The organism is Rhizobium sp. BK661 (assembly GCF_024808825.1).
Classification (GTDB): Bacteria; Pseudomonadota; Alphaproteobacteria; order Rhizobiales; family Rhizobiaceae; genus Rhizobium.
This window is the reverse complement of the sequence record NZ_JANTYT010000024.1, coordinates 19,102-42,179: the sequence shown is the minus strand read 5'-3', so window position 1 is coordinate 42,179 and position 23,078 is coordinate 19,102. Positions and strand designations below refer to the sequence as shown.

Genomic DNA, 23,078 nt, shown 5'->3' with positions numbered 1-23,078 from the left:
TGTTGGCATGGCGAACGGAAACAGCAGATTGAATGCGGTAGAGGCTCGAAACGGCCGGCCACTTTTCGGACTGGCCGTGACTGCCATGCTTGCCCTATACGCGCCGATCCTTTCGACCGGGGCGATCGCCGCCCCGGGCACGTTGATCCCGTTGAGCCCCGATTTCGACTACTCGCATATCTGCGTCACGCCGCCCGCCGCGCCTGCACCGCGAAACTGGAGCAGCTGGAACGGCAAAAGCGCCGGCACGATGTCACCGGACGACATGCTGAGAGATGCCCAGACGCTCTTCAATCCCTATAGCCGCTTCACAAGAAGCCCGGCCACCGCCGAACGTATTGCCCGCTACCTCATAGAGGTTCCCTTTGCGGGATCAGGACGGGCACTGCACCTTTATGGCCGTATCCTTGCAGACAAGGATGATGCTTCTCTTCACGGCGATGAGATCGTCAAGGTCGAGACTGAGGCAATCAGGCGCGGCACGATCGAGGCGGGAACTTTCCTTGGCAGGCTCTATCGCGAAGGGTCCGTCATCCCTGCCGACGCCGCCAAGGCGCTGAGCTACCTGACAGCGGCAGCAAATGCCGGCGATCCGGCCGCCGACCTCGAGCTTGCCCGTCTCTATTTCCGCAATCCCCAATTGTCGAGCAATCCGGATGAAAGCCGTGTCTATCTTAATCGCGCCGTGGCAAAGCTGTCGGAAAGGCTGGGAACGGGCGATTGTAGCGTCCTGACTGCATTCGCCGACATCATGACCGATGCCGATCTCGGGCTCGATGACCGGGCGGGATCCGCACAATGGCTGCAGGCCGCGGTGAATCTCGGCGACGTCAGGGCCATGTCGACACTTGCGCGGCGCTATCTGCAGGAGACCGATGACGCGAGCAGGCAACAGGCGACCGACTTGCTGAGACAGGCGTCGGCGCTTGGCCATTCCGCAAGCCGGCTTGCCCTTGCCGACCTTCTGCTTTCGACCTCGCCTGACGGCAGCGGCCGGACCGAGGCATTCAACCTGCTTGCCGCGGAGGCAGAGCGCAACAACCCGCGCGCCTATGAAATGAAGGCCGCCTACTATCGCGGCGGCTACGGCGCCGGCGTCGATACCGGGCTGGAGCAGCAGAATCTCGAGAAGGCGGCGGCACTGCCCGATGCCAATCTGAAGACGCTGGAACGGCTCGGCACGCTCTATGCCGGAGGCTCTGCCAGTGCCGCCGACTTCGAGCGCGCCAGGAAGGTGCTCATGAAGGCTGTCGATCGCGGATCGTCCCTTTCGGCCTTCGAGCTCTACAAGCTTTCGTCTGGAGACAAGCCATCGATCAAGCTCGACGAAGATCCGCTCGCCTATCTCAAGACGGCTGCGGACCGGGGCCTTGGGGTCGCGATGAGCGAACTTTCTTTGCTTTATTCCTGTGGCGCCGGCGTCGAGAGGAACCCTGAGATCGCCCATGCCTGGCTCGAAAAGGCCGCAGCCGCCGGCAATGTGGCAAGCCTCCTTGCATTGGCGGATGAAGCGGCAGCCAAACGAACAGATGCAGGAAGCGCCGCATCGCTCGACTTTCTCAAGCAGGCGGCCGAACAGGGCGACGTCGAGGCCATGATGCGCATCAGCCTGTCCTATCGCGACGGGCGCGGCACGCAAAAGGACGGCGAGGCAGCCGAAGCCTGGCACAAGCGCGCCGTGACATCCGACCCCGGCGTTGCAGCGGTGACCGAGGCACGCTCGCTTCTGTCGCCCGATGCTCCCGAAAAACGCGATGCCGTCAAGGCACGCGCAATCCTCGAGACAGCGGCCGCGACAGGCAACCCGGACCTGCTCTTCGAACTGGCGAGGCTTTATGCCGATCCCGATCCGACACTCGAGCCCGATCCCCGGAAAGCTACATCGCTGTTTGCGGCGGCGGCCGCCAAGGGAAGCGTTCCGGCCATGCTGCGGCTGGTGGACATGAGGGTCGCAGCCGCGGATGGTGGTGGCATGGAATGGCAGCAATGGCTCGGCCGGGCGAGCGCCACAGGCGATCTGCGCGCCACCCTCGTGCAGGCCGACGTCGAGGGCCGCGACGACCGGAAGGCCGCCATTCTGAAGTCTGTGCTCGACCGGCCACTCTGCTCGGAGAAGGAACAGGTGCAGGCTGCCCTGGCGATGCGGTCCGTGCCGCAGTTCAGGCAGAATTATTTCGATCTGTTCGACAGGGTCATGGCAGCGCCGATGCGGGACCCGACCACGCAGTATCAGGTCGCAAGGTTCCTTCTCAATGAGCGCCCGGCCGACAAGCCAAGAGCGATCGAGCTGATGAAGACCGCCGCGGAAGGCGGAAAGCGCGAGGCCATGCGCGAGATCGGCCGGATGTACGGAGCCGGCGATGGGCTGCCGCTCGACGAAAAGAACAGCTACATCTGGCTCCTGAGAAGCGCTCGGCTCGGTGACGAGGGCGCCCTGGAAAGCCTGGTCAAGGAGATTCTGTCCGAGCAAAGCTCGCTCAATGATCCGACAAGCGGCGACGCAAAGATCGATATCCTGCTACGTGATCTCGCGGCCGAGAATTCCGCCCAGGTCGCCAGTCTTTTGTCCAGGCTTTATCTGAGGCTCGCCGAAGGAAGCCCGGCCTTTGCGCCGGCGGCAAAGACCTGGACCCTGAAGGCTGCCTCGCTCGGAAGCGGGCCGGCCATGCTCAACGTCTCCGATTTTTATGCCGCCGGCACGCACGGGTTCGAACATTCCGACAGCATGAGTACCGAATGGCTCGCCAAAGCGGCGCACGCCGGATACCGCGGGGCATTCGAGAAGTACGCGATCGCGTTGCAGATCGGGTTCGGCACGAAGCCCGATGCAGAAGAAGCGCAGCGCTGGCTTGGCCGGTCGACCGACCAGGCAAGATGAAGAGATGAAGGCAGGAGCAGGCGTCATGAAGAGCACCCTTTGCATAATACTGACCGCTCTGATGGCAACAGTTGTCGCCATGCCGGCGTCGGCCAAGGTTGTGAAGCCGACGCCGAAGCCCGTAGTCGAGACCTACGCAAACTTCGAGGCGATGCGGATCGCAAAGGGATGGCCTGACGCCGCCGCAGCAGCGAGGCTTCCCCTGCCGAAACGGCTGCTGATTGCAACGGCAGCTCTGACCACCAAGGACAGGTTGGTGCGTGATCCCGATTACGGCTTCGCGCTTCTGCTCGCCCAGCCGACGTCGCGGGACGCCACCAGGCTTCTCGCCAAGGGCGTACTGATGAACGACTATAGCTTCGGGGAGAGGACGCCGGCTGTCCTTCGCTCGCTTGCAACCGAAGCGATGCGCGGATGCAAGAGCTGTGTGGCGGCCTATGGATTGATCCACTTCGAAGGCCAGGACATCCCCCGGAATGACGCGGTCGCCTATAAATGGTATCGCTGGGCGGCGGTCGTGGGAAATGCAAAGGGTATCGAGGCATTGTCCCTTGCTCTTGTCGAAGGACGCGGTACGCCGAAGAATATTGTCGAGGCCAAGAAGTGGGCCGCCCGCCTCGAACCGGCGCGCCGGGCAAAGCTCTACACCGAAATGGCGAAGCGGGTCGTGCTGAGCAACAGCCAGGAGGACATGGCGGCAAGCTCCGACCTCCTTTTGCAATCGATGGCACTCAATCCCGCCGATGCCGGCCGGCCGGCAAAGCAGCTTCTCAATCTCGACTACGCTCCGGAAGCGCAGGACAAGGCAATGGCGGCGATCCGGGCCGCCGGGCCAAAGGCTGATCCAAATGCGCTGAAGATCATGGCAGAAGTACTTTGGAAGAGGGGAACACCTGAGGCGGTTGCCGAAGCCGTCTCGATGTTCCAGACATTGGCCCAGGGCGGCGATCCCGAGGCCGTCGACTACCTGTCCAAGGCGCTCGCCCGCTCGGATCTCGACAAGGACAAGAAAGACAAGATCATCGCAAGTCTGACCCTGGCGGCAGACAGTGGTTACGCACAGGCCTCGAAGGCACTTGGCAATGCCTACTACTACGGAACCGGGGTCGATGCCTCGCTCGAAAAGGCCGAAAGCTACCGCGAGCGTGCTGCCAGGCAGAATGATCCCGAGGCCCAGTATCTACTTGGCATGATGCTGCTGCAGTCGACGAGCGATAGACAGAATGACGAAAAGGGCCGGCAATGGCTGGAGAAGTCCGCGACAGGTGGATATCCACTGGCACGGGCCGCGCTCCAGAAGCTGTCGTCGAATTGAGCTCCGCAGCAGGATGCCTGCCTCATAAAGGATCAGCAGTCGCGCAGCGGCTCCAGCTTTGTCTTTCCCGCCTTTGTCTTCCTGGCGTCGCCATCAAACGTGTTGCCGCAGACCTTGCCCTGCGGGCCACGCTGCGCCTTGACGACGCCGACACCCACTTTCCGGAAGGTGTTGCCGTAGACGTCATTGTTGATGCCATCCGTGTCGCTGTCGCCGCCGAGGCGCACACCCGCCCCCCTCACGTCGCTGACGGTGTTGTAGCGGAACACGTTGTTGTTCCCGCGAGAATCAAAACCGGCGGAATTCTTGTCCCTCTGGCCACTGCACTGGTTGTGCTCGACGATGTTGCGGCTCGATCCCTCCTTGATGTCGACGCATTCATTGCCGTTCGTATCGATGACATTGTGATGCACGTGGTTGCCGTCGGAAGCATCGACGGCGCGGTCGGGTGCTCCATGGGCGCCGCGCTGCTCGGGCGCGGTGCCGATATAGATTCCTTCACCGTTCTTGCCGCCGCCCCTGAAGGCGAAATCATAGAGGCCGCAATTGCCGATCGTGGAATAGGCAATCTCGTTTTGACGCGTCTGGTAGCGCAGCCTGATGCATTCGCCACCGGCATTCCTGACCGACATGTTCACGATGCGAAGACCCGTCACGCCATCCCCGGGCCTTTTGCCGACCGCATAGATCAGCTTGTCCCTGTAACTGCCCTTGTCGTGGCGGGCGCCGAATTTTCCATCGACCGTGAAGCCCCGCAATTCGAGATAATCATGATTGATCTCGATCACCCTTGCTGCACCGCCGCCCTTGACGACCGCAGAGCGCGGACCGGTGATGATGATCGGCTTGCCGGGCCTGCCGTCGCGGACCGTCTTGAAGTCCTGGTAGTAGATCCCCGGCTTCAACCGGATCACGTCGCCTGGCGCAGCTCTTTCAAGCGCGGACTGGATCGTCCTGCCTCCGGATGGCGTAACGTCAATCGTCGCCGAAAGCCCGGGGCTGGCGAAGGCCGTGCATGCACAGATCACCGTCACAAGGACGGCGTAATGACGGGACGGGAATGCAGGGGCCATTGCATGTCTCTCGCGTTTCATCGACGGATTGAGGCGGGCAGTGCAAGCAGGCTTTCCAATGGCAGATGTTTCGACATTCAGCCAACGGCCAACCATGTGGAATTAACGCAAGACTTTGTCAAATCATGGATAGGAGACAGACTTCCATCACCCCTTGCCTCGTGAAACGTGACGCCCGTCGATTTCAGGCGCGATATCGCCTTTCGAGATCGACATCGAAGGAGAAAAACCATGTTGAAACTCGTCCTTGTCGCCTCCGCCGTCCTGTCACTGTCCGCACCGGTTGTCCTTGCCGACAGCCCCTGGTACCGGATCGTTCCGGTGCCGAACGCGCCAGGCTGCAAGGTCCTTGCCGACCCGAGCGGCCGACCGATCCAGCAGCGATACGAAAGCGGTGGCGCCCGTATCTATGCCATAGGGGGCAAGGCCTGCCCTGAACGGTTCCCCGGCGACAATTACGCCACGATCTCGACGGCTCGCTCGATCACGACAGACGGGAACTTTGCGCGGATCATTACCAAGACGCGCAAGCTCGTCGTGACCCGCGGCGGCACCGGGAGCAACTATACCTTTGCAATCAACAAGCTCGACGTTCCGAGATAAACACAATACGACGGGGGCAGGGCTGCCCTCGACCAACCGGACCAGGTCCAGCCACGAACGTAAATGTGGTATCGTTCCCACATGTTCAGCGATACGCCCTCCGTTTATTTGGGGTATTGCTCATGCTTCGATTGCCTCTTCTCTTCCAGGAAGCCGACACCCAACTTCGCCAAAAAAAACGGGCGGTAGGCTGCGACAACGGGCCCGTTCGAATGTCCGCTTGCTGCGCGCCCGGGCGCGCCTGCGCCGGCGTTACATTCGAGGCTTCCGTCCTGTACTTCATTGGCCGCGCAGCCAAGCGTGTGCTAATATGAACGGAGAGGGCAGAGTGATACCGGTGTAGAGGATATCTCTCCGGTACATATCGTTGTTTCCAATCCGTTTGTGGAGTTGGTTGGGCTTCAGCTCCAACCCATGCGTATGATGCCCTCGTTCGACTCGCGTTTCCCTCAATGCTGATGTGACCGTTTCAATCTGATGGTAGTGACAAGGAGGGTACCATGCGAATGAAATTGGCTTTCTTGACGCAGGTCGCTGCAGCGGCCCTGACATGTTCAGCCTGGGCCGCAAGCGCCCAGGAAATCACAGGGACACCGGGTGCACCGGACGCGACGACGACCCTTGACGAGCGATACCTTCCCAATCCGCCGACGCCGTTTGGTGGTGAAATCGGGCTGAGCGCCAAGGACTCAAAACCCTATTGGCCGCCGCAGGTCGTCCCTCCCAAGGGCGCCCCCAATATCCTTTTGATCATGACCGACGATGTCGGTTACGGGGTCGCCGGTACGTTCGGCGGTGTTGTCCCGACTCCGGCGCTCGATCGGGAAGGCCCCCGACACGCTGCCACCCAGTAAGCATACCATCGAGTTCGATTTCACATCGGACACCCACAATATGGGCAGCGGCGGTACGGGCATCCTCAAAGTGGATGGCAAGGAGGTCGCCAACCAGAAAATTCCGCACACTGTCCCAGCTCTTATGCCATGGGACGAGACCTTCGATGTCGGTGTTGATACTCGCACAGGTGTCGACGACAAGGACTACCAGGTGCCGTTCGCCTTCACCGGAACGATCGACAAGCTGACGGTCCAGTTGAACTGAGACCGTGCTGCGGCCTCTGCACAGTCCTGGGGCCCGGCAACAAGGCCGTTCCCGGGACGTTCAACACCTGGAGGTTGATACCGTGGAGAACAGCCAGGACGACTGGACCTTTCAGGCACCAGGAGCCGACATTCACGTCACCCCACGAAGGGCAGTTCTTCAAGTGTGGCCGGGGATCAGGACCGGGCGCAGCTTTTGTGCGCCGAGCCAATCCCGCTCTGTAAAGGCTGGCACGTCGGCTGAGATGATGCCGAAATGCATACAGAGTCCAAAGCAACGCGATCAAGTAAATACGCTTGGTTGCGTCATTGCATTTATAATATCTCAAGTATTATTGCTGTAATTAGCCCCGCTATTTCAATAGATTTTAGATTTACCCAATAAGGCGTATCGGGGGTGAATTGTTGCGCGCGTTAATCCCATGCTAACTATACGGCAGGGTTGAGGACGTGCACTATGACTATTCCGGTCGAATACAACTGGAGCCCGAATCATTCCGTCAGAAGCGACCGGAAATGGCTCGGTTTCAACGCCATTGCGATTTCCTGCATCGCCGCTTCGTGCGACTTTGTCGCCCTGATCGGGGCAAGTGCTGCCGGCCATCTGCTTTATCAGCAGATCGGCACGGGCACCGCTGCGGATATGTCGCCCTATGTCGGGGTTGGGCTTTTCGTCGCGACGGTTTTCGTTCTGGCGATGTTTGGCGTCCATGGCTATCGTCCCCGCGAAATCCTGTCGTTCCGCCGTCAGCTGCTGATGATCCTGACCCTCCTGCCGGCAGCGATCCTCTTGTTCATCGCCGTTGCGCTGTTCCTGAAGGTCGGGACGACCATGTCCAGGGGCTCCCTGATCACGACGGCTGGTCTTTCTGTCGCCGGTCTCGTGGCACTGCGATTGTGCTGGCGCCAGGTCGGCGATGCCTTTTCTCGTGCGCAGTTTCCCTCCCGCACGGTACTTCTGATCTGCCCAGGCTCGATGCAGGTCGAACCGGTCATCCAGAGGGCAACTCAGAGCGGGCTTTCCGTCAATCACATCATGAAGATTGCCGAGAATGACCTTTCGCTTGGATGGATGGGGGAAGTCTACCAGGAACACGGCATCGACGACGTCGATGAGGTCCTGGTCGCCTGGAGCGACTATGGCAATCTTCGTGCCCTGGAAAAGTGCCTTTCCGACCTTCGCCAGTTCTGCGTGCCGGTCAGCGTCATGTTCGGTGGCGTGGTTGGCGAGGTTGTCGAGGGCTTCGCGCAGACGGTCGGCGAGCGGCGCGCCTTCCAGATTCATCGGCCGCCACTCGATTTTTACCAGCGCGCCCTGAAACGCGCCTTCGACATCCTGTTTTCGATCGCCGCCCTCTTCGTGATGTTTCCGATCTGCCTGATGGTCGCAATCGCGGTCAAGCTCGACAGCCCGGGCCCGATTTTCTTTGCCCAGTCACGCAAGGGCTACAACGGCCGCGCTTTCCGCATCCTCAAGTTCCGCAGCATGACGGTCTTGGAAGATGGTGGCAACGTCCGCCAGGCGACGCGCAACGATCCCCGGGTCACCCGGGTGGGCGGCTTCATACGGTCGACGAGCCTCGATGAACTGCCGCAATTCTGGAACGTCCTTCGTGGCGACATGTCCGTCGTCGGACCGCGCCCGCATGCAATGGCACATGACGATCTCTACGGCACGCTGATTGCCCAATATGCAACGCGGCGGAACGTCAAGCCGGGCCTTACCGGCTGGGCCCAGATCAGCGGATGCCGCGGCGAAACGCCGACATTGGACCGGATGGCCGACCGGGTTCAACACGATCTCTGGTATATCAACAACTGGTCATTCTGGCTTGATGTGAAAATAGTATTGCTGACCATGCGCACGATGTTAGATCGGAGCAATGTTTACTAGAGGGCAATCGCTGTTTAGTGTTGCGTTGCAACAGGGGTGTCTCGACAATGATATTGGTGACTGGCGGAGCCGGTTTTATCGGCTCGAACTTCATTCTGGACTGGTTGGCAAACAGCAAAGAGCCTGTCGTCAATCTCGATGCGCTCACCTACGCTGGCAATATCCGCAACCTCGACGCGCTCGCCGATGACGAAAGGCACATTTTCGTGCATGGCAGCATCGCGGATACGGCACTGGTTGCGAGCCTTCTCGAGCGCCACAAGCCACGCGCCATCATCAACTTCGCGGCCGAGAGCCATGTCGACCGATCCATCCATGGTCCGGAAGATTTCGTCCAGACGAACATCGTCGGGACATTCCGGCTGCTCGAAGCGGCCCGCGCCTACTTTGCAAAGCTGCCCGATCGCCAGGGCTTCCGCTTCCTGCAGATATCGACCGATGAAGTATTCGGCACGCTCGGCCCGGACGATCCGGCATTCGACGAACAGACGCAGTACCAGCCGAACAGCCCGTACTCTGCCAGCAAGGCGGCAGGCGACCATCTGGTGCGCGCCTACCACCATACCTACGGCTTGCCGGTTCTGACGACGAACTGCTCCAACAACTACGGTCCCTATCATTTCCCAGAGAAGCTCATCCCGCTTGTCATTCACAATGCCTTGCAGGGCCGCCCGTTGCCGCTCTACGGCGATGGCCAGCAGATCCGCGACTGGCTCTATGTGAACGATCACTGCAGCGCCGTGCGCCGTGTCCTCGAAGCGGGCCGTCCCGGAGAGACCTACAATATCGGCGGCTGGAACGAGCACACCAATCTCGACCTCGTCAACCTCCTTTGCGAAGTCCTCGACGAAATGGCGCCAAAGGCCGACGGAACCTCGTACAACACCCAGATCACCTTTGTCACCGATCGTCCCGGCCATGACAGGCGCTATGCCATCAATGCCGGCAGGATGGAAACGGATCTCGGCTGGCGCCCCGTGGAGACGCTGGAGAGCGGCATCAGGAAGACGGTGCGCTGGTATCTCGACAATGCCGAGTGGGTGACGGGCGTCACCTCGGGAAGCTATCGAAACTGGATCGCCAAGCAGTACGCATGAACATCCTTCTCCTCGGAAAGAACGGCCAGGTCGGCCAGGAACTCCAGCGCACGCTGCTGCCGTTCGGCGCGGTGACCGCGCTTGGTCGTGACGGGCTCGACATCGAAGCAACAGACCGGCTCGCCGAAACGGTCAGCGCGCACGCACCCGATATCATCGTCAATGCGGCGGCGTGGACGAAGGTCGACCTGGCGGAGGCCGAATCCGAGAGGGCCTTTCGTGTCAATGCCGAGGCTGTCGCGGTCCTTGCGGAGATCGCTCTCGAACGCAAGGCAACGCTTGTCCACTACTCCACGGACTACGTCTTCGATGGCAGCAAGCCATCGGCCTACCGTGAAGGCGATGTGACAAATCCGTTGAATGCCTATGGCCGATCGAAGCTTGCGGGCGAGGAAGCGATCCTGTCCAGCGGATGCGATGCGATCGTGCTCAGGACGAGCTGGGTCTTTTCCGCACACGGCGCCAATTTCATAAAGACCATCCTTCGCCTCGCCAGAGAACGGAAAAGCCTGCGGGTGGTGGCGGATCAATTCGGCGCCCCGACCTCGGCGGAACTGATCGCCGACGTCACGGCGCTCGCGCTCGCCGCCCATCGCCGCCGCGAGCTTCCAGGTGGCGTTTACCACCTGACGGCGCGCGGCAGGACGAGCTGGCACGAGCTTGCCCGCTACGTCGTCGGGCGCGCCAGTGAGCTGGGTTTTGACCTGCAGGCGGGGGCAGCTGACATCGAGCCTATTTCAACCGCGGACTATCCGCTGCCGGCAGCCCGACCATCCAATTCAGAGCTCGACAGCGATGGCCTGGCCAACTGCCTGGGACTGGAGCTTCCGGACTGGACGATCCACGTGGACAGGATGCTTCATCAACTGAGAAGACGGGAGCTTCAGTCGTGAACCGAAAGGGCATCATCCTCGCCGGCGGCTCCGGCACGAGACTTCATCCGGCGACGCTCGCCATCAGCAAGCAGCTGCTGCCGGTGTTCGACAAACCGATGATCTACTACCCGCTGAGCACGCTGATGCTCGCCGGCATTCGCGATATCCTGGTGATCTCGACGCCTCAGGACATTCCCCGCTTCGAGCAGCTGCTCGGAAGTGGCAGCCAATGGGGTGTGAACTTCTCCTATGCCGTCCAGCCGTCCCCTGACGGTCTTGCCCAGGCCTTCATCATCGGGGAGGAATTCCTCGCCGGCTCACCGTCGGCACTGGTGCTTGGTGACAACATCTTTTACGGGCACGACCTGCCCCTTTTGCTGCAAAGCGGCATGTCGCGCGAAACCGGATCGACCGTCTTCGCCTACCATGTTCTCGATCCGGAACGCTATGGCGTCGTCGATTTCGACGGCACGAACAGGGCGCTCTCGATCGAGGAAAAGCCGGCGCAGCCGAAATCGAACTATGCCGTGACCGGCCTTTATTTCTATGATGCCCGGGCGGTCGAGTTCGCCAAGGCACTCAAGCCTTCGCCGCGCGGCGAACTTGAGATCACCGACCTCAATCTCCGCTATCTCGAGGACAGCAATCTGACCGTCGAGATCATGGGCCGCGGCTATGCATGGCTCGACACCGGAACACACGACTCGCTGCTTGACGCCAGCCAGTTCATTTCCACGCTCGAGCATCGGCAGGGCCTGAAGGTGTCCTGTCCGGAGGAGATCGCCTTTCGAAACGGCTGGATCGATGTCGCAGCGCTCGAGCACCTGGCGACACCTCTCGCAAAGAGCGGATACGGGAAATATCTCCTCAGGCTCGTTTCGGAGGCTGCGACGCGATGAAGGCGACACGACTTGCAATCCCCGAGGTGCTGCTGATCGAACCGACGGTCTTCGGTGACGACCGCGGCTTCTTCTTCGAGAGCTTCAACCAGGCGAAATTCAATGCGCTTGTGGGCTCCGATGTCAGCTTCGTGCAGGACAATCATTCGAAATCCGCAAAGGGCGTCCTCAGGGGACTGCACTACCAGGTCAGGCAGCCGCAGGGAAAGCTGGTGCGGGTCGTCGAAGGCGAGGTGTTCGATGTCGCCGTCGACCTGCGCAGGACCTCGCCAACCTTCGGCAGGTGGGTAGGGGAAATTCTCTCTGCCGGGAACAAGCGCCAGGTCTTTATCCCGACCGGCTTTGCCCATGGCTTTCTGGTTCTCTCCGAGACGGCCCAATTCCTCTACAAGACCACGGATTTCTACGCGCCGGAAAGCGAGCGGGCCATTGTCTGGAACGACCCCTCGCTCGCCATCCGCTGGCCGATCGATACGGCGCCACTCCTGTCGGGCAAGGATGCGGCCGCGGCCGCCTTCAAGGACGCCGAGGTGTTCGACGACGCCCTGGTCGGCTGATCTCTGATGAGCTCTTCCCCGGACCGCCGGATCGGCGTTGCTGTGGACCCCAGGAACCTGATGGCAAAGGACGAAAAGCGCGTTGAGTGAACTTGGCGGCGGATCCGACCTGACATTTTACGCCCGGGTGATCGCCTGGGCGCTGTTTGCCTTCATCCTGTTCGTGACGGTCTCCCCGATCAGGATGCGGCCGCGGACGATCACCCGCGTCAACCTCGACAGGGCGCTTGCCTTTGCCTCCATGGCATTTTTCTTCGTGCTCGGCTATCCACGCTCCACGGCATGCGTGGTCCTTGCCTGCGTGGTCGGTTCCGCCCTTTCGGAACTGCTGCAGCTGTTGTCGCCGTCGCGCCATGCGCGATTTGGCGATGCGATGGCAAAATCGATCGGAGCGGCAGCCGGTGCCGGCGTTGCCATCGCCGCGCTCGCCACATCAAGCCTCGTCGCAAGCTGAGCGGCGGACCATGCATTCGTCGATGCCGGCTTTTCGGAAACGTTTTAGTGTGGCAGATAGGAACGGGTTGATCGGGGAGAGAGATTGCCGCAGATGAAGGGAATTCGCCAGCTCGCTAAGCATCTCGATATTTCGATCGGAACAGTTTCGCGTGCGCTGAATGGTCGGCCTGACGTCAACGAGGAGACGCGCAAGCGCGTGCTGGCGGCCGCCGAGGAAATCGGCTATGTCGCCAACCAGTCCGGCAGAAGCCTTCGCCAGGGGACGACCAATGTCATTGGCCTGATGATCGAATCCAGCAAAGAGACGGTCGAAAACAGCGACAACTTCTTCCTCGGCGTTACCGGCGGGCTGCAAAGCGTGCTCTCCCGCCACAAGCTCGACCTGCTGATGCTGCCTTGCCCGAATGACGAGGACCCGCACGAATATCTGAAACGGATGGTTGCGCGGCGGATCGTCGATGCGATGATCATCTCCGCCACCCAGCGCGTCGACAAACGCATCGATCTCCTGATCAAGACGAAGATCCCCTTCGTGGCGCTCGGACGCAGCGCGTCCGGCGGCAACCACACATGGATCGACCTCGATTTTGAAGGCGTTGCTGCCTGCGCCGTCGACCGGCTGGTGTCCAAGGGTCATCGCCGCATCGCCATAGCCGCGCCGTCGAACGACATCAATCTCGGTTATATTTTTGTCGATGCCTATCGCAAGTCGCTTGAACGACACGGCATTGCCTTTGATCCCTCGCTGGTCATCCGGGTCAAATCGAGCGAGCAGGGGGGCTATCAGGCGGGCCACGAAATTCTGCGGCTCGACAGCAAGCCGACCGCCATCATCCTGATCTATGAGCTCATGGCGATCGGTCTCTATCGCCGCCTCAACGAGGCAGGCATCGTACCCGGACGCGATCTTGCCGTGATCGGCTTTCGCGAGGAACCGCGCGGAAAATTCCTGCAGCCGTCGCTCACCTGCTTTCGCATGTCGCTGCGTGACCTCGGCGTCGAACTCGCCGAAACCCTGCTTGCCACCATGCCTGCCTATGCCGAACATTATCCGAAGGGTGCCCGCAACACGATCTGGCCGCTCGAGCTCGCGCCAGGCGAGAGCGATGCTTTTTCGCTGAAGGCTTAAGTCGCGCCGCGTGCGGGGACGCTTCGCTGGCGACGGATTCGTCGGATGACGCGAGGCAGAAAGGCTCGTCATCAGGCCGAACTTTTTTCCTGCTGCCTGCGGCGCAGACTGCCTAAAGCCCCGCCATTCCACACGTTTTCGGCCGCATTTGCGAGGGCATGACCCGGTATTGACACCAGGAAACGTTTCCGCTTAGTATCGTAAACGTTTACGGGATGCGTTTCGGGAGGAAAGCCGGAAACCACCCATCGGAGGAAATCGTGATTTTGAAAGCCGTTCTATGCGGGTGCGGAGCCATGTCCAAAGGCTGGCTGCGCGCCATCAAGGAAACGCCGACGCTGGCGGCCGCCATCGAGGTCAGCGGCCTCGTCGACGTCAACCCGGCAGCAGCCGAAGCGCTGGCATCCGAATTCGGTCTTGAGGGCGCCGTCATCGGCACGGACTTGTCCGAAGTCATTGCACAGTCGAGCGCAGACATCGTGTTCGATGTCGTCGTGCCTGCGGCTCGCTTCACCGTTGTCTCGACCGCGCTGAAGGCCGGATGCCACGTGCTAAGCGAGAAGCCCATGGCGACCTCGCTTGCAGAAGGGGCGGCACTGATCGATCTTGCCGCCGAAACCGGCAGGATCCACGCCATCATCCAGAACCGCCGCTTCATATCGGGCGTGCGCCGCATGCACCGCTTCGTCAAGAGCGGAGCGATCGGCGACCTGACCGCCATTCATTGCGACTTCTTTCTCGGCCCGCATTTCGGGGGGTTCCGCGAGGAGATGGACAACGTCCTTCTGCTCGACATGGCGATCCATACCTTCGACGCGGCCCGCTTTGTCGCCGACAAGAAGCCGCTCGCTGTCTATTGCGTCGAGAAGAATCCGAAGGGGTCATGGTACAGGCATGGTGCAAGCGCCAATGCGACCTTCGAATTTTCCGATGATGTCATCTTTACCTATCGCGGCTCTTGGTGCGCCGAAGGCGAGCGCACGAGCTGGGAAAGCGAATGGCGCCTCGTTGGCTCGCGCGGCATGCTCACCTGGGATGGCGCCGATAAGTTCCGCGCCACCGTCGCCGGCACGGAGCCCGGCCTGCTACACGGGTCTGCGCCCGTAAACGTTCCCGACCCCGAGCACGAGGAAGAGACGCACGGTCATGCCAGCGTCATCTGCGACTTCGTCGAGGCGATCAGATCAGGCAAGCGGCCGGAAACCGCGAGCTCCGACAACATCAGGAGCCTGGCCATGGTCTTTGCCGCAATCGAGAGCGCCAGAACCGGCAAGCGCATCGAAATTTCAGCATAAGGAAAGATATTGTGAGCAACCCCGCCAAGTCCATTCGTATCGGCACCATGGTCAGCGCCTCCAACGGCGGCGCCGACAAGCGCATCGGCCAGATCGCCAATTTGGGCTTCGAAAGCTTCGAGCCCTTCTTCTGGCAGACGACGAACCGGCAGGACCTTGCCGAGCTCGGAAAGCGCTGCGTCGACGCCATCGGCGACCGCGACATCACCATCTCGACGCTCGGCATGTTCGGCAATCCGCTTGAAACCACCGAGATCGATCTCGAGACGCTGCAGGGATGGAAAGACTGCATCGACAATGCCCACCATTTCGGGGCGACCTGCGTTGCCGGCTTTACCGGCCGTGTCCGCAACAAGCCGCTGACCGACAGCCTGCCGCGCTACAAGGAAATCTGGAGCGATCTTGCCAAGCGGGCCGCCGACAAGGGCATCAAGATCGCCTTCGAAAACTGCGCCATGGACGGCAACTGGGCGACCGGCGACTGGAACATCGCGCACAATCCCGACGCCTGGGAACTGATCTTCAACGAAACCCCGGACGACCATATCGGCATCGAATGGGAACCCTGCCACCAGATGGTCTACCTGATCGAGCCGCTGCCGCAGATCCGCAAATGGGCCAAGAAGATCTTCCACGTGCATGGCAAGGATGCGACGATCCGCTGGGACGTCATCAAGGAGCATGGCATCTTCGGCAAGGAGAAGTTCGTCTTCATGCGCACGCCGGGCTTTGGCGACAGCAACTGGACGGACATCATTTCCGAACTGCGCCTTGCAGGCTGGTCCGGTTCGATCGATATCGAAGGCTGGCATGACCCGGTCTATCGCGATCAACTCGAAATGACCGGCCAGGTTCACGCGCTCAACCACCTCAAGCATGCCCGGGGCGGCGCTTTCGTCGTCGATCCGGTTTGATCAAGTCGTGGCCGGCGAGGAGGATTCGCCGGCTTTTCAAGGGATAACCACAAAGGAGGAGAACTATGGGTATCCACAAGTTTGCAATGATTGGCGCCGTGGCGCTGGCAGGCGTCTCTCTCTTCGGCCTCTCCGCGAAGGCCGAAGACGTCACGCTGACGCTGTGGTCGCTGGACAAGGACATCCAGCCCGCTCCCAATCTCGTCAAGGAATTCAACGCCCAGAACAACGGCATCAAGATCGAGTATCGCCTCATCCAGTTCGATGACGTCGTCACCGAAGCGATGCGCGCCTATGCCACGGGCCAGGCTCCCGACATCATTGCCGTCGACAATCCGGAACATGCGATGTTTGCCTCGCGTGGCGCCTTCCTCGACATCACCGACATGGTCAAGTCGTCCTCGGTCATCAAGCCGGACAATTATTTTCCGGGTCCGCTGAAGTCCGTTGAATGGGACGGCAAGTATTTTGGCGTGCCGAAGGCAACGAACACGATCGCGCTCTACTACAACAAGGACATGTTCAAGGCGAAGGGCCTCGACCCCAACAAGCCGCCGCAGACCTGGGACGAGCTTGTCGAGGATGCGCGCAAGCTCACCGATCCCGCCAAGAACGTCTATGGTCTCGCCTTCTCCGCCAAGGCGAACGAGGAGGGCACCTTCCAGTTCCTTCCCTGGGCGCAGATGGGCGGCGGCAGCTACGAGAACATCAATGCCGAGGGCGCGGTCAAGGCGCTGGAGACCTGGAAAACGATCATGGACGAGAAGCTCGCCTCTCCTGACACGTTGACGCGCGGCCAGTGGGACTCGACCGGCACCTTCAATTCGGGAAATGCCGCCATGGCGATCTCCGGCCCCTGGGAGCTTGATCGCATGACGAAGGAAGCAAAGTTCGACTGGGGCGTTGCCCTGCTTCCGGTTCCGAAGGAGGGCGCGGAGCGCTCCTCGGCGATGGGCGACTTCAACTGGGCGATCTTTGCCAGCACGAAGCATCCAGCCGAGGCCTTCAAGGCACTCGAGTTCTTCGCCTCCCAGGATGACAAGATGTTCAAGAACTACGGCCAGCTCCCGGCCCGTTCCGACATCACCATCCCCGAGACCGGCGAAAAGCTCAAGGATCACGCGCTGAAGGTCTTCATCGAACAGCTGAAATACGCCAAGCCGCGCGGTCCGCACCCGCAATGGCCGAAGATCTCCAAGGCAATTCAGGACGCCATCCAGGCTGCCCTGACCGGTCAGATGTCGCCGAAGGACGCACTCGACCAGGCCGCCGACAAGATCAAGGCTGTGCTCGGCTAACCCTTTCCGGACAACCGGATGGCCTTCGGGCCATCCCACCATTTCCTCCCGGCAGGGGCTGTCTTAAAGCGAAAGCGCAAGGCAGCCCCGTTCGGAGTATTGGAGGATCGATGAAACGGATTCTTTCAAGCGTCAGGGACGGCCGTGGCTTCGACATCATGCTCGTCGCCTTTCCGCTGGCGTTCCTGTTCCTGATGGCGGGACTGCCACTCATCTACAACGTGGTGATGAGCTTCCAGGAGGTCGACATGTTCAGCCTCGGAACCTTCTCGCGCCCATTCGTCGGCTTCAAGAACTACACGGACCTCTTTGCCCAGCCGGAAACCTGGCCGATCCTCGGCAACACGGTGATATTCGTGGTCGGCTCGATCGCCGGGCAGTTCCTCATCGGCTTTGGCCTTGCCCTGTTCTTCTGGGTCAGGTTCCCCGGCGCCTCCTGGCTCAGAGGCCTGTTTCTTGTCTCCTGGGTCATGCCTGGCCTCGTTGTCGGCGCGATCTGGAACTGGATCCTCTCGGGCGACTTCGGTGTCCTCAACTTCATCCTGAAGGAGAGCGGCATCATCGGCAGCAACATCTTCTGGCGCTCCGATCCGCACTTCTCGCTCTATGCCGTCATCATCGCCAATGTCTGGCTCGGAACTGCCTTCAACATGATCCTGCTGTCGGTCGGCCTTTCGGGTATTCCCGGCGATCTCTACGAGGCAGCCGAGCTCGATGGCGCCAATGCCTGGCAGCGCTTCTGGACGATCACGCTGCCAATGATGCGCTCGACGATCGGCGCCATCATCGCGCTTGGCCTGATCTTCACATTGCAGCAGTTCGACCTCTTTGCCGCGATTACCTCGGGTGGCCCGAACAACTCCTCCAACGTCACGCAGTACTGGGCCTGGGATTTGTCCTTCCGCCAGTATGATTTCGCCAAGGGTGCGACCATTTCCGTCATCATGATTGTCTTCGTCATGTTCGCTTCGGTCGTCTACGTCCGCTCGACACGTCATGAGGTGCGCGGATGAGCGAGACGACACGCAACCGCCTGATGCTCGTGATCGCCATCGTCATGGCCGCGATCTATCTGTTCCCGCTCTACTGGATGTACATCACCGCACTCAAGGGCGGGTCCGAGATGTTCGCCACGCCGCCGAGCTTCTGGCCAGGCGATCCGCAATGGGGCACCTTCGGCTATGTCTGGGAAAGCCGCGGCATGGGCCGCTACCTCTGGAACTCGCTGGTCATCGCCGTCGGCGCTGTCACGCTGATCACCGTGCTCGGTGTCGGCTGCGCCTACGTGCTGGCACGCTACCGCAATGTCTGGGTAGACATCGGGCTCTTCCTGATCCTGATGCTGCAGGTTCTGCCCGCGTCGCTGATGGTAACGCCGATCTTCGTCGGCTTCTCGCAGCTCGGCATGCTGGATTATCCACGCCTTGCCGTTATCATCGCGATTGCCGCAAAGAGCATGCCCTTCTTCGTCGTCCTGGTCAGGGCCACGTTCATGGCCGTGCCGATGGAGCTCGAGGAGGCCGCCCTTGTCGACGGAAACAGCCGCATCGGCGCTTTCTTCAGCATCGTGCTGCCGCTGGCCCGCAATGGCATTCTGGTCAGCGCCATCCTGATCTTCATGCAGGCCTTCGGCGAGTTCGTCTATTCGAAGTCGATGATCCAGGCAGCCGAGCTTCAGCCGGCAAGCGTTGGCCTCAACTCCTTCATGGGACCAAACACCAACGAGTGGAACAACATCATGGCCTACGCCACGATGTATGTGACACCGATCCTCGCCATTTTCGTCCTCTTGCAGCGCCGCATCGTATCCGGCCTCACCTCTGGAGCCCTCAAATGACCAATCAGATCGAGCTCAGCGGCGTCAACAAGCACTATGGCGCATTCCATGCCCTGAAGAACATCAACCTGTCGATTGCCAAGGGCACCTTCGTCGCGCTTGTCGGCCCGTCGGGCTGTGGAAAGTCCACACTTCTGCGCTCTCTCGCAGGGCTGGAAAGCATCTCGGAAGGCGAGCTCAAAATCGCCGGCGAACGCATGAACAACGTGCCGCCACGCAAGCGCGACGTCGCCATGGTGTTCCAGTCCTACGCGCTCTACCCGCACATGACCGTGGAAGAGAACCTCACCTACAGCCTGCGCATCCGCGGCGTCGCGAAGGCTGAAGCCAGGAAGGCGGCAGCCGAGGTTGCTGCGACCACCGGCCTGTCGCATCTCCTGAAGCGCTATCCGCGCGAATTGTCAGGCGGCCAGCGCCAGCGTGTCGCGATGAGCCGCGCGATCATCCGCCACCCGAAGGCCTTCCTGTTCGACGAGCCGCTGTCAAACCTCGATGCCACCCTTCGCGTCCACATGCGCAAGGAAATCCGCGCGCTGCATGACCGGCTGCACGCGACCTCGGTCTACGTGACCCATGACCAGATCGAAGCCATGACCATGGCCGACCACGTCGTCGTGATGCGCGAAGGCGTGATCGAGCAGCAGGGCAAGCCACTCGATCTCTACGACAAGCCCGCCAACAAGTTCGTCGCAGGCTTCATCGGATCGCCCGCCATGAACTTCATTCCGGCCGTGGCCAGCGACGATGGCAACAGCCTGACGATCGATCTCGGCAACGTCAAGCACCGGATCGCGATCGATCACCAGGTGCAGCCTGGGCGCAAGGTCACGGCCGGCATCCGCCCTGAGCATATCGGCGTTACCGCCCCAGGGCAGGGGACCTTTGACGTCCCGGTGGCGGTGGTCGAGTCGACAGGTTCTTCCACCTTTATCACGGCATCGACGACCCCTGAACTGACGATCGTGGAGACGGGACGTGGCACCGCCCGGGCGGGAGAGGCGATCGGCGCGACCGTCGATCCCGCGAACCTGCATCTCTTCGACGAGACGAGCGGGGCACGCCTCTGATTTGTCAAGCGGCCGGACGATGATCCGGCCGCTCATCAATCCTAGCGGCCGCCTTCGATCTTGCGATGCCGTTGGTTCGTGCCGCCGGCTCCGTACGGGTAATCGGCGACCAGAGGCTGGCTGATTTCGTTCAGCCTTGCCATCTCGCCCTCCGACAGGACGAGCTTTGCCGCGGCAAGGTTGTCCGCGAGCTGTTCGTTTGTTCGTGCTCCCAGAATGACCGAGGTCACGGCCGGCCGCGCTGCCGTCCACGACAATGCGACCTGCGCCATGCTGACGCCACGGGACTTTGCAATGTCAGCTACGGTGTCGATGATGGCCCAGGTCCGCTCCTGCGCATTCCGCTTCGTGTAGGATTCCATCCCCCGTGCGGGGTTTTCGCCAAGACGGGTGGCGCCGGTCGGCGTCTCGTCGCGGCGATACTTGCCCGTCAGCCAGCCGCCCCCAAGCGGCGACCAGGGCAACAGGCCCATGCCTGCGTCCTGGCAGGCCGCGACGATCTCGAGCTCGATGTCGCGCACCAGGAGATTGTACTGGGGTTGCAGCGTCACCGGCAGGCTGTAGCTGCGCGCCTTGGCAATCTCCGCCGCCTTGGCGATCTGCCAGCCGACATAATTGGAAAATCCGTAATAGCCGATCTTGCCTGCTGAAACGGCATCGTCAAGGAAGCGCAATGTCTCCTCGATCGGCGTCAGCGCATCCCATGCATGCATCTGGTAGAGGTCGATATGCTCAAGGCCGAGGCGCGCGAGCGAGGCATCGAGTGCCTGGTTGAGGTGGCGGCGCGACAGCCCGATGTCATTCGGGCCCGGTCCCATCGGAAACCGGCCCTTTGTAGCGATGACAGCCTGCCTGGCTTCCGTCGGTCGCTGCTTCAGCCAGCGGCCGATGATTTCCTCCGACGCCCCGGCGCTGTAGACGTCGGCCGTGTCGACGAAGTTACCGCCCCAGGCGAAGTAATCGTCGAGCAGCCTGTGCGATGCCGCTTCGTCCGCCTCCGCACCGAACGTCATGGTGCCGAGGCAATAGGCGGTCACGACCGCACCGCTGTTGCCAAGCCTGCGATAGTCCATGGAGATCTCCTCGTCTTCAAATGGAACGTTTTGCCTGAGCGGCTGAAATCATCCGTACGACGCCATCGGTTTTGACGTCGGCCTTGCCGGAGAAAGTGTGTCTACGACGTCTCACGTCAACCGAGACGATACAAGCGACAACTTCGTGACATCGAAGGCCGGCCGCAGGTTGCAATGGGAATAGACCGCTCATGAGCAATGATGGGCGGATCTGTCGCGGGCTCATTGATAGGTGTCTGGGAAAAAGGGGACATGTCGCAGCGCTGCCCCGTCCGGTGGCCTCGTGCGTCGACCTCGGACGGGGTGCTGCGATCGTCATGAGCGGTGGGATGATTCGACTAAGCCGGCGTCGCGACACTCGGATCGTCCGCAAGAACGCGCGCCTCGAGGATCGAAACGCCATAGGCTGCCATCAGCCACAGGCACAAGGCGACGCAACGTGGCACGGGTTGCTCGCCGGCGGCCAACCGCCGGCGGGTTTGTTCGTCGACCCCGAGCAGTTCGTGAATGTCGCTTGCCGACAGTCTTGCGACCTCCACGGCCGCTCTAAATTCAGACGGTGTCATGTTACCCCCTGGCGCGATTTTCTCGCGTATAAGTCTCCTCCAATCAGGGGCAAGCCTTTATCGGGCATCCGCTTCCAAGATCGGAGCATTGTTCCAATTCCAAGCGGGCGGCAGCGCCTGGCTCAAGAACATCCGCTCGACCTGACGGCCGAACATCGGGGCTAGAAGCCCATGCTCGGCCGGTGTCGGAAGCCTGTGTTCAGAGCCTCGTGACGATGACCTCCAGATATTCGCTTGGCACGACCACGGTGCCGTCATCGGCGCGATTGAACCGCTCCATGAGCGCCAGCAGGTCGTTGGTCAGCATATCCCGCGCAACCGGATCAAGGGCGGCGAATGTTTTCAGCACGGGACCATAATAGGTCCGGAAGACCTCAAGCCAGTGGTCCGGTGACTTGTAGCGGAACACGAACTGCCGCGGCGTCGCCGCGATAGACGCGACCGCACCCGGGAACAGTTCCTCAAGCCGCGCCCGTGAACCCCAAAGCGCCGGTGAGCGGGAACCTGCCGGAGGCAGCACATGCTTACCGATCGTCTTGAACATCTGCCCGATGAAACCGTCAGGGGTCCAGTTCGCAAGACCGACCGAACCACCGCGCTTGCAGACCCGAAGAAGCTCGGACGCGGCGCGCTCCTGGTCGGGCGTGAACATCACGCCGAAAATCGAAAGCACGTTGTCGAAAGACTGGTCGGCAAACGGCAGATGTTCCGCATCCGCCACCTGGAAGGCGATCGGCAGCCGGTCGGCCTTGGCGCGCTCCTGGCCGCGTTCGAGCAGAGCTGGAACGTAATCGGTCGCGGTGACCTCGCACCAGCGTCGGGCGGCGGCAAGCGCGCCGTTGCCGTTTCCGGCCGCAACATCGAGCACCGTTGCACCCGCGCGCAGATCGAGCGCTTCACAGAGGCTTTCGCCGACGATTTGCAAGGTTGTCCCAACGATTGCGTAGTCGCCCGAAGACCAGGCGCTTTGCTGCCGGGCTTTGAGCGCGCCGAAATCAACGGCTGGCTGAGTATCACGCGCGACGGCCGCAGATGTGGACATTGTTTTCTCCTTCGGTCAGATTGGTCGGCCTCATGGTGCGTCTATAGCAACCGTGGTTGGGCACGTGTCGTGCCGCAGTCTCTGGTTTAGACGGGGATAGTTGGGGTCGG

21 protein-coding genes and 1 pseudogene are annotated in these 23,078 nt (G+C 61.1%); 18 read left to right on the top strand and 4 right to left on the bottom strand.

The genetic code is table 11. The features are described 5' to 3' along the window. Positions 1-7: 7 nt before the first annotated feature. Together FHX16_RS27685 and FHX16_RS27680 are read left to right on the top strand one after the other, a co-directional pair. Positions 8-2,878, top strand: a complete 2,871-nt coding sequence (locus FHX16_RS27685) for a tetratricopeptide repeat protein (RefSeq protein WP_259131522.1) — start codon at positions 8-10, stop codon at positions 2,876-2,878. Positions 2,879-2,903: 25 nt separating this feature from the next. Continuing rightward, a complete protein-coding gene (locus tag FHX16_RS27680; RefSeq protein WP_183864469.1) occupies positions 2,904-4,193 on the top strand; it encodes an SEL1-like repeat protein in 1,290 nt (429 codons plus the stop codon). A 32-nt stretch (positions 4,194-4,225) separates the two neighbouring features. Here FHX16_RS27680 and FHX16_RS27675 read toward each other — a convergent pair whose 3' ends face one another. Then, positions 4,226-5,266, bottom strand: a complete 1,041-nt coding sequence (locus FHX16_RS27675) for a nitrous oxide reductase family maturation protein NosD (RefSeq protein ID WP_246712752.1) — start codon at positions 5,264-5,266, stop codon at positions 4,226-4,228. A gap of 231 nt (positions 5,267-5,497) precedes the next feature. Between FHX16_RS27675 and FHX16_RS27670 the strand changes: the two genes are divergently transcribed. From FHX16_RS27670 to FHX16_RS27595, 16 genes and pseudogenes are all read left to right on the top strand, one after another. Continuing rightward, positions 5,498-5,869, top strand: coding sequence for a hypothetical protein (locus FHX16_RS27670; protein ID WP_183757382.1), 372 nt, complete (start codon positions 5,498-5,500; stop codon positions 5,867-5,869). A 506-nt stretch (positions 5,870-6,375) separates the two neighbouring features. Continuing rightward, a pseudogene (locus FHX16_RS27665) lies at positions 6,376-6,693 on the top strand (arylsulfatase); the annotation flags it as partial. 70 nt (positions 6,694-6,763) lie between these two features. Continuing rightward, positions 6,764-6,970: a hypothetical protein gene (locus tag FHX16_RS27660; RefSeq protein ID WP_259131520.1), complete on the top strand. Its 207-nt coding sequence runs from the start codon at positions 6,764-6,766 to the stop codon at positions 6,968-6,970. Between the two features lie 456 nt (positions 6,971-7,426). Further along, the gene (locus FHX16_RS27655; RefSeq protein WP_259131519.1) at positions 7,427-8,863 is read left to right on the top strand and encodes an undecaprenyl-phosphate glucose phosphotransferase; all 1,437 of its coding nucleotides are present in this window, start codon (positions 7,427-7,429) and stop codon (positions 8,861-8,863) included. A 47-nt stretch (positions 8,864-8,910) separates the two neighbouring features. Next, positions 8,911-9,960, top strand: a complete 1,050-nt coding sequence (rfbB, locus tag FHX16_RS27650; protein WP_259131518.1) for a dTDP-glucose 4,6-dehydratase — start codon at positions 8,911-8,913, stop codon at positions 9,958-9,960. Continuing rightward, positions 9,957-10,853: a dTDP-4-dehydrorhamnose reductase gene (gene rfbD / locus FHX16_RS27645; protein WP_183757379.1), complete on the top strand. Its 897-nt coding sequence runs from the start codon at positions 9,957-9,959 to the stop codon at positions 10,851-10,853. Before rfbB ends, rfbD begins: the two co-directional genes overlap by 4 nt. Further along, entirely contained in the window at positions 10,850-11,734 is an 885-nt protein-coding gene (gene rfbA, locus FHX16_RS27640; RefSeq protein WP_259131516.1) for a glucose-1-phosphate thymidylyltransferase RfbA, read from the top strand. The genes rfbD and rfbA overlap by 4 nt, the downstream gene beginning before the upstream one ends. Next, entirely contained in the window at positions 11,731-12,291 is a 561-nt protein-coding gene (rfbC, locus tag FHX16_RS27635) for a dTDP-4-dehydrorhamnose 3,5-epimerase (protein WP_183757377.1), read from the top strand. The genes rfbA and rfbC overlap by 4 nt, the downstream gene beginning before the upstream one ends. Before the next feature lie 82 nt (positions 12,292-12,373). Next, complete coding sequence (locus tag FHX16_RS27630; RefSeq protein ID WP_183757376.1) at positions 12,374-12,745, top strand: VanZ family protein; 372 nt, start codon at positions 12,374-12,376, stop codon at positions 12,743-12,745. 93 nt (positions 12,746-12,838) lie between these two features. Continuing rightward, on the top strand, positions 12,839-13,876 hold the full coding sequence (locus FHX16_RS27625; RefSeq protein WP_183757405.1) for a LacI family DNA-binding transcriptional regulator: 1,038 nt from the start codon (positions 12,839-12,841) through the stop codon (positions 13,874-13,876). A gap of 215 nt (positions 13,877-14,091) precedes the next feature. Further along, positions 14,092-15,171, top strand: a complete 1,080-nt coding sequence (locus FHX16_RS27620; protein WP_210281014.1) for a Gfo/Idh/MocA family protein — start codon at positions 14,092-14,094, stop codon at positions 15,169-15,171. 11 nt (positions 15,172-15,182) lie between these two features. After that, positions 15,183-16,085, top strand: a complete 903-nt coding sequence (locus FHX16_RS27615) for a sugar phosphate isomerase/epimerase (protein WP_183757374.1) — start codon at positions 15,183-15,185, stop codon at positions 16,083-16,085. 65 nt (positions 16,086-16,150) lie between these two features. After that, entirely contained in the window at positions 16,151-17,383 is a 1,233-nt protein-coding gene (locus tag FHX16_RS27610) for a sugar ABC transporter substrate-binding protein (protein WP_183864465.1), read from the top strand. A gap of 110 nt (positions 17,384-17,493) precedes the next feature. Beyond that, positions 17,494-18,396: a carbohydrate ABC transporter permease gene (locus FHX16_RS27605; protein WP_183757372.1), complete on the top strand. Its 903-nt coding sequence runs from the start codon at positions 17,494-17,496 to the stop codon at positions 18,394-18,396. Then, positions 18,393-19,220 (top strand): carbohydrate ABC transporter permease, encoded by an 828-nt coding sequence (locus FHX16_RS27600; RefSeq protein WP_183757371.1) that lies wholly within the window; start codon positions 18,393-18,395, stop codon positions 19,218-19,220. Before FHX16_RS27605 ends, FHX16_RS27600 begins: the two co-directional genes overlap by 4 nt. Continuing rightward, positions 19,217-20,287: an ABC transporter ATP-binding protein gene (locus tag FHX16_RS27595; protein ID WP_259131511.1), complete on the top strand. Its 1,071-nt coding sequence runs from the start codon at positions 19,217-19,219 to the stop codon at positions 20,285-20,287. The genes FHX16_RS27600 and FHX16_RS27595 overlap by 4 nt, the downstream gene beginning before the upstream one ends. Positions 20,288-20,328: 41 nt before the next feature. Here the strand turns inward: FHX16_RS27595 and FHX16_RS27590 are convergent, their stop codons facing one another. From FHX16_RS27590 to FHX16_RS27580, 3 genes are all read right to left on the bottom strand, one after another. Next, the gene (locus FHX16_RS27590; RefSeq protein ID WP_259131509.1) at positions 20,329-21,360 is read right to left on the bottom strand and encodes an aldo/keto reductase; all 1,032 of its coding nucleotides are present in this window, start codon (positions 21,358-21,360) and stop codon (positions 20,329-20,331) included. 338 nt (positions 21,361-21,698) lie between these two features. Next, positions 21,699-21,926: a hypothetical protein gene (locus FHX16_RS27585; protein ID WP_183757368.1), complete on the bottom strand. Its 228-nt coding sequence runs from the start codon at positions 21,924-21,926 to the stop codon at positions 21,699-21,701. Positions 21,927-22,125: 199 nt separating this feature from the next. Then, positions 22,126-22,968 carry a class I SAM-dependent methyltransferase gene (locus FHX16_RS27580; RefSeq protein WP_259131506.1) on the bottom strand — a complete coding sequence of 281 codons (843 nt, stop codon included), beginning with the start codon at positions 22,966-22,968 and terminating at the stop codon, positions 22,126-22,128. Between the last annotated feature and the right edge of the window lie 110 nt (positions 22,969-23,078).

Coding starts and splice junctions, on each gene's coding strand:
- FHX16_RS27685 (WP_259131522.1), top strand. CDS start 8: ATGGCGAACGGAAACAGCAGATTGAATGCGGTAGAGGCTCGAAACGGC.
- FHX16_RS27680 (WP_183864469.1), top strand. CDS start 2,904: ATGAAGAGCACCCTTTGCATAATACTGACCGCTCTGATGGCAACAGTT.
- FHX16_RS27675 (WP_246712752.1), bottom strand. CDS start 5,266: ATGGCCCCTGCATTCCCGTCCCGTCATTACGCCGTCCTTGTGACGGTG.
- FHX16_RS27670 (WP_183757382.1), top strand. CDS start 5,498: ATGTTGAAACTCGTCCTTGTCGCCTCCGCCGTCCTGTCACTGTCCGCA.
- FHX16_RS27660 (WP_259131520.1), top strand. CDS start 6,764: ATGGGCAGCGGCGGTACGGGCATCCTCAAAGTGGATGGCAAGGAGGTC.
- FHX16_RS27655 (WP_259131519.1), top strand. CDS start 7,427: ATGACTATTCCGGTCGAATACAACTGGAGCCCGAATCATTCCGTCAGA.
- rfbB (WP_259131518.1), top strand. CDS start 8,911: ATGATATTGGTGACTGGCGGAGCCGGTTTTATCGGCTCGAACTTCATT.
- rfbD (WP_183757379.1), top strand. CDS start 9,957: ATGAACATCCTTCTCCTCGGAAAGAACGGCCAGGTCGGCCAGGAACTC.
- rfbC (WP_183757377.1), top strand. CDS start 11,731: ATGAAGGCGACACGACTTGCAATCCCCGAGGTGCTGCTGATCGAACCG.
- FHX16_RS27625 (WP_183757405.1), top strand. CDS start 12,839: ATGAAGGGAATTCGCCAGCTCGCTAAGCATCTCGATATTTCGATCGGA.
- FHX16_RS27620 (WP_210281014.1), top strand. CDS start 14,092: ATGCGTTTCGGGAGGAAAGCCGGAAACCACCCATCGGAGGAAATCGTG.
- FHX16_RS27610 (WP_183864465.1), top strand. CDS start 16,151: ATGGGTATCCACAAGTTTGCAATGATTGGCGCCGTGGCGCTGGCAGGC.
- FHX16_RS27605 (WP_183757372.1), top strand. CDS start 17,494: ATGAAACGGATTCTTTCAAGCGTCAGGGACGGCCGTGGCTTCGACATC.
- FHX16_RS27600 (WP_183757371.1), top strand. CDS start 18,393: ATGAGCGAGACGACACGCAACCGCCTGATGCTCGTGATCGCCATCGTC.
- FHX16_RS27595 (WP_259131511.1), top strand. CDS start 19,217: ATGACCAATCAGATCGAGCTCAGCGGCGTCAACAAGCACTATGGCGCA.
- FHX16_RS27590 (WP_259131509.1), bottom strand. CDS start 21,360: ATGGACTATCGCAGGCTTGGCAACAGCGGTGCGGTCGTGACCGCCTAT.
- FHX16_RS27585 (WP_183757368.1), bottom strand. CDS start 21,926: ATGACACCGTCTGAATTTAGAGCGGCCGTGGAGGTCGCAAGACTGTCG.
- FHX16_RS27580 (WP_259131506.1), bottom strand. CDS start 22,968: ATGTCCACATCTGCGGCCGTCGCGCGTGATACTCAGCCAGCCGTTGAT.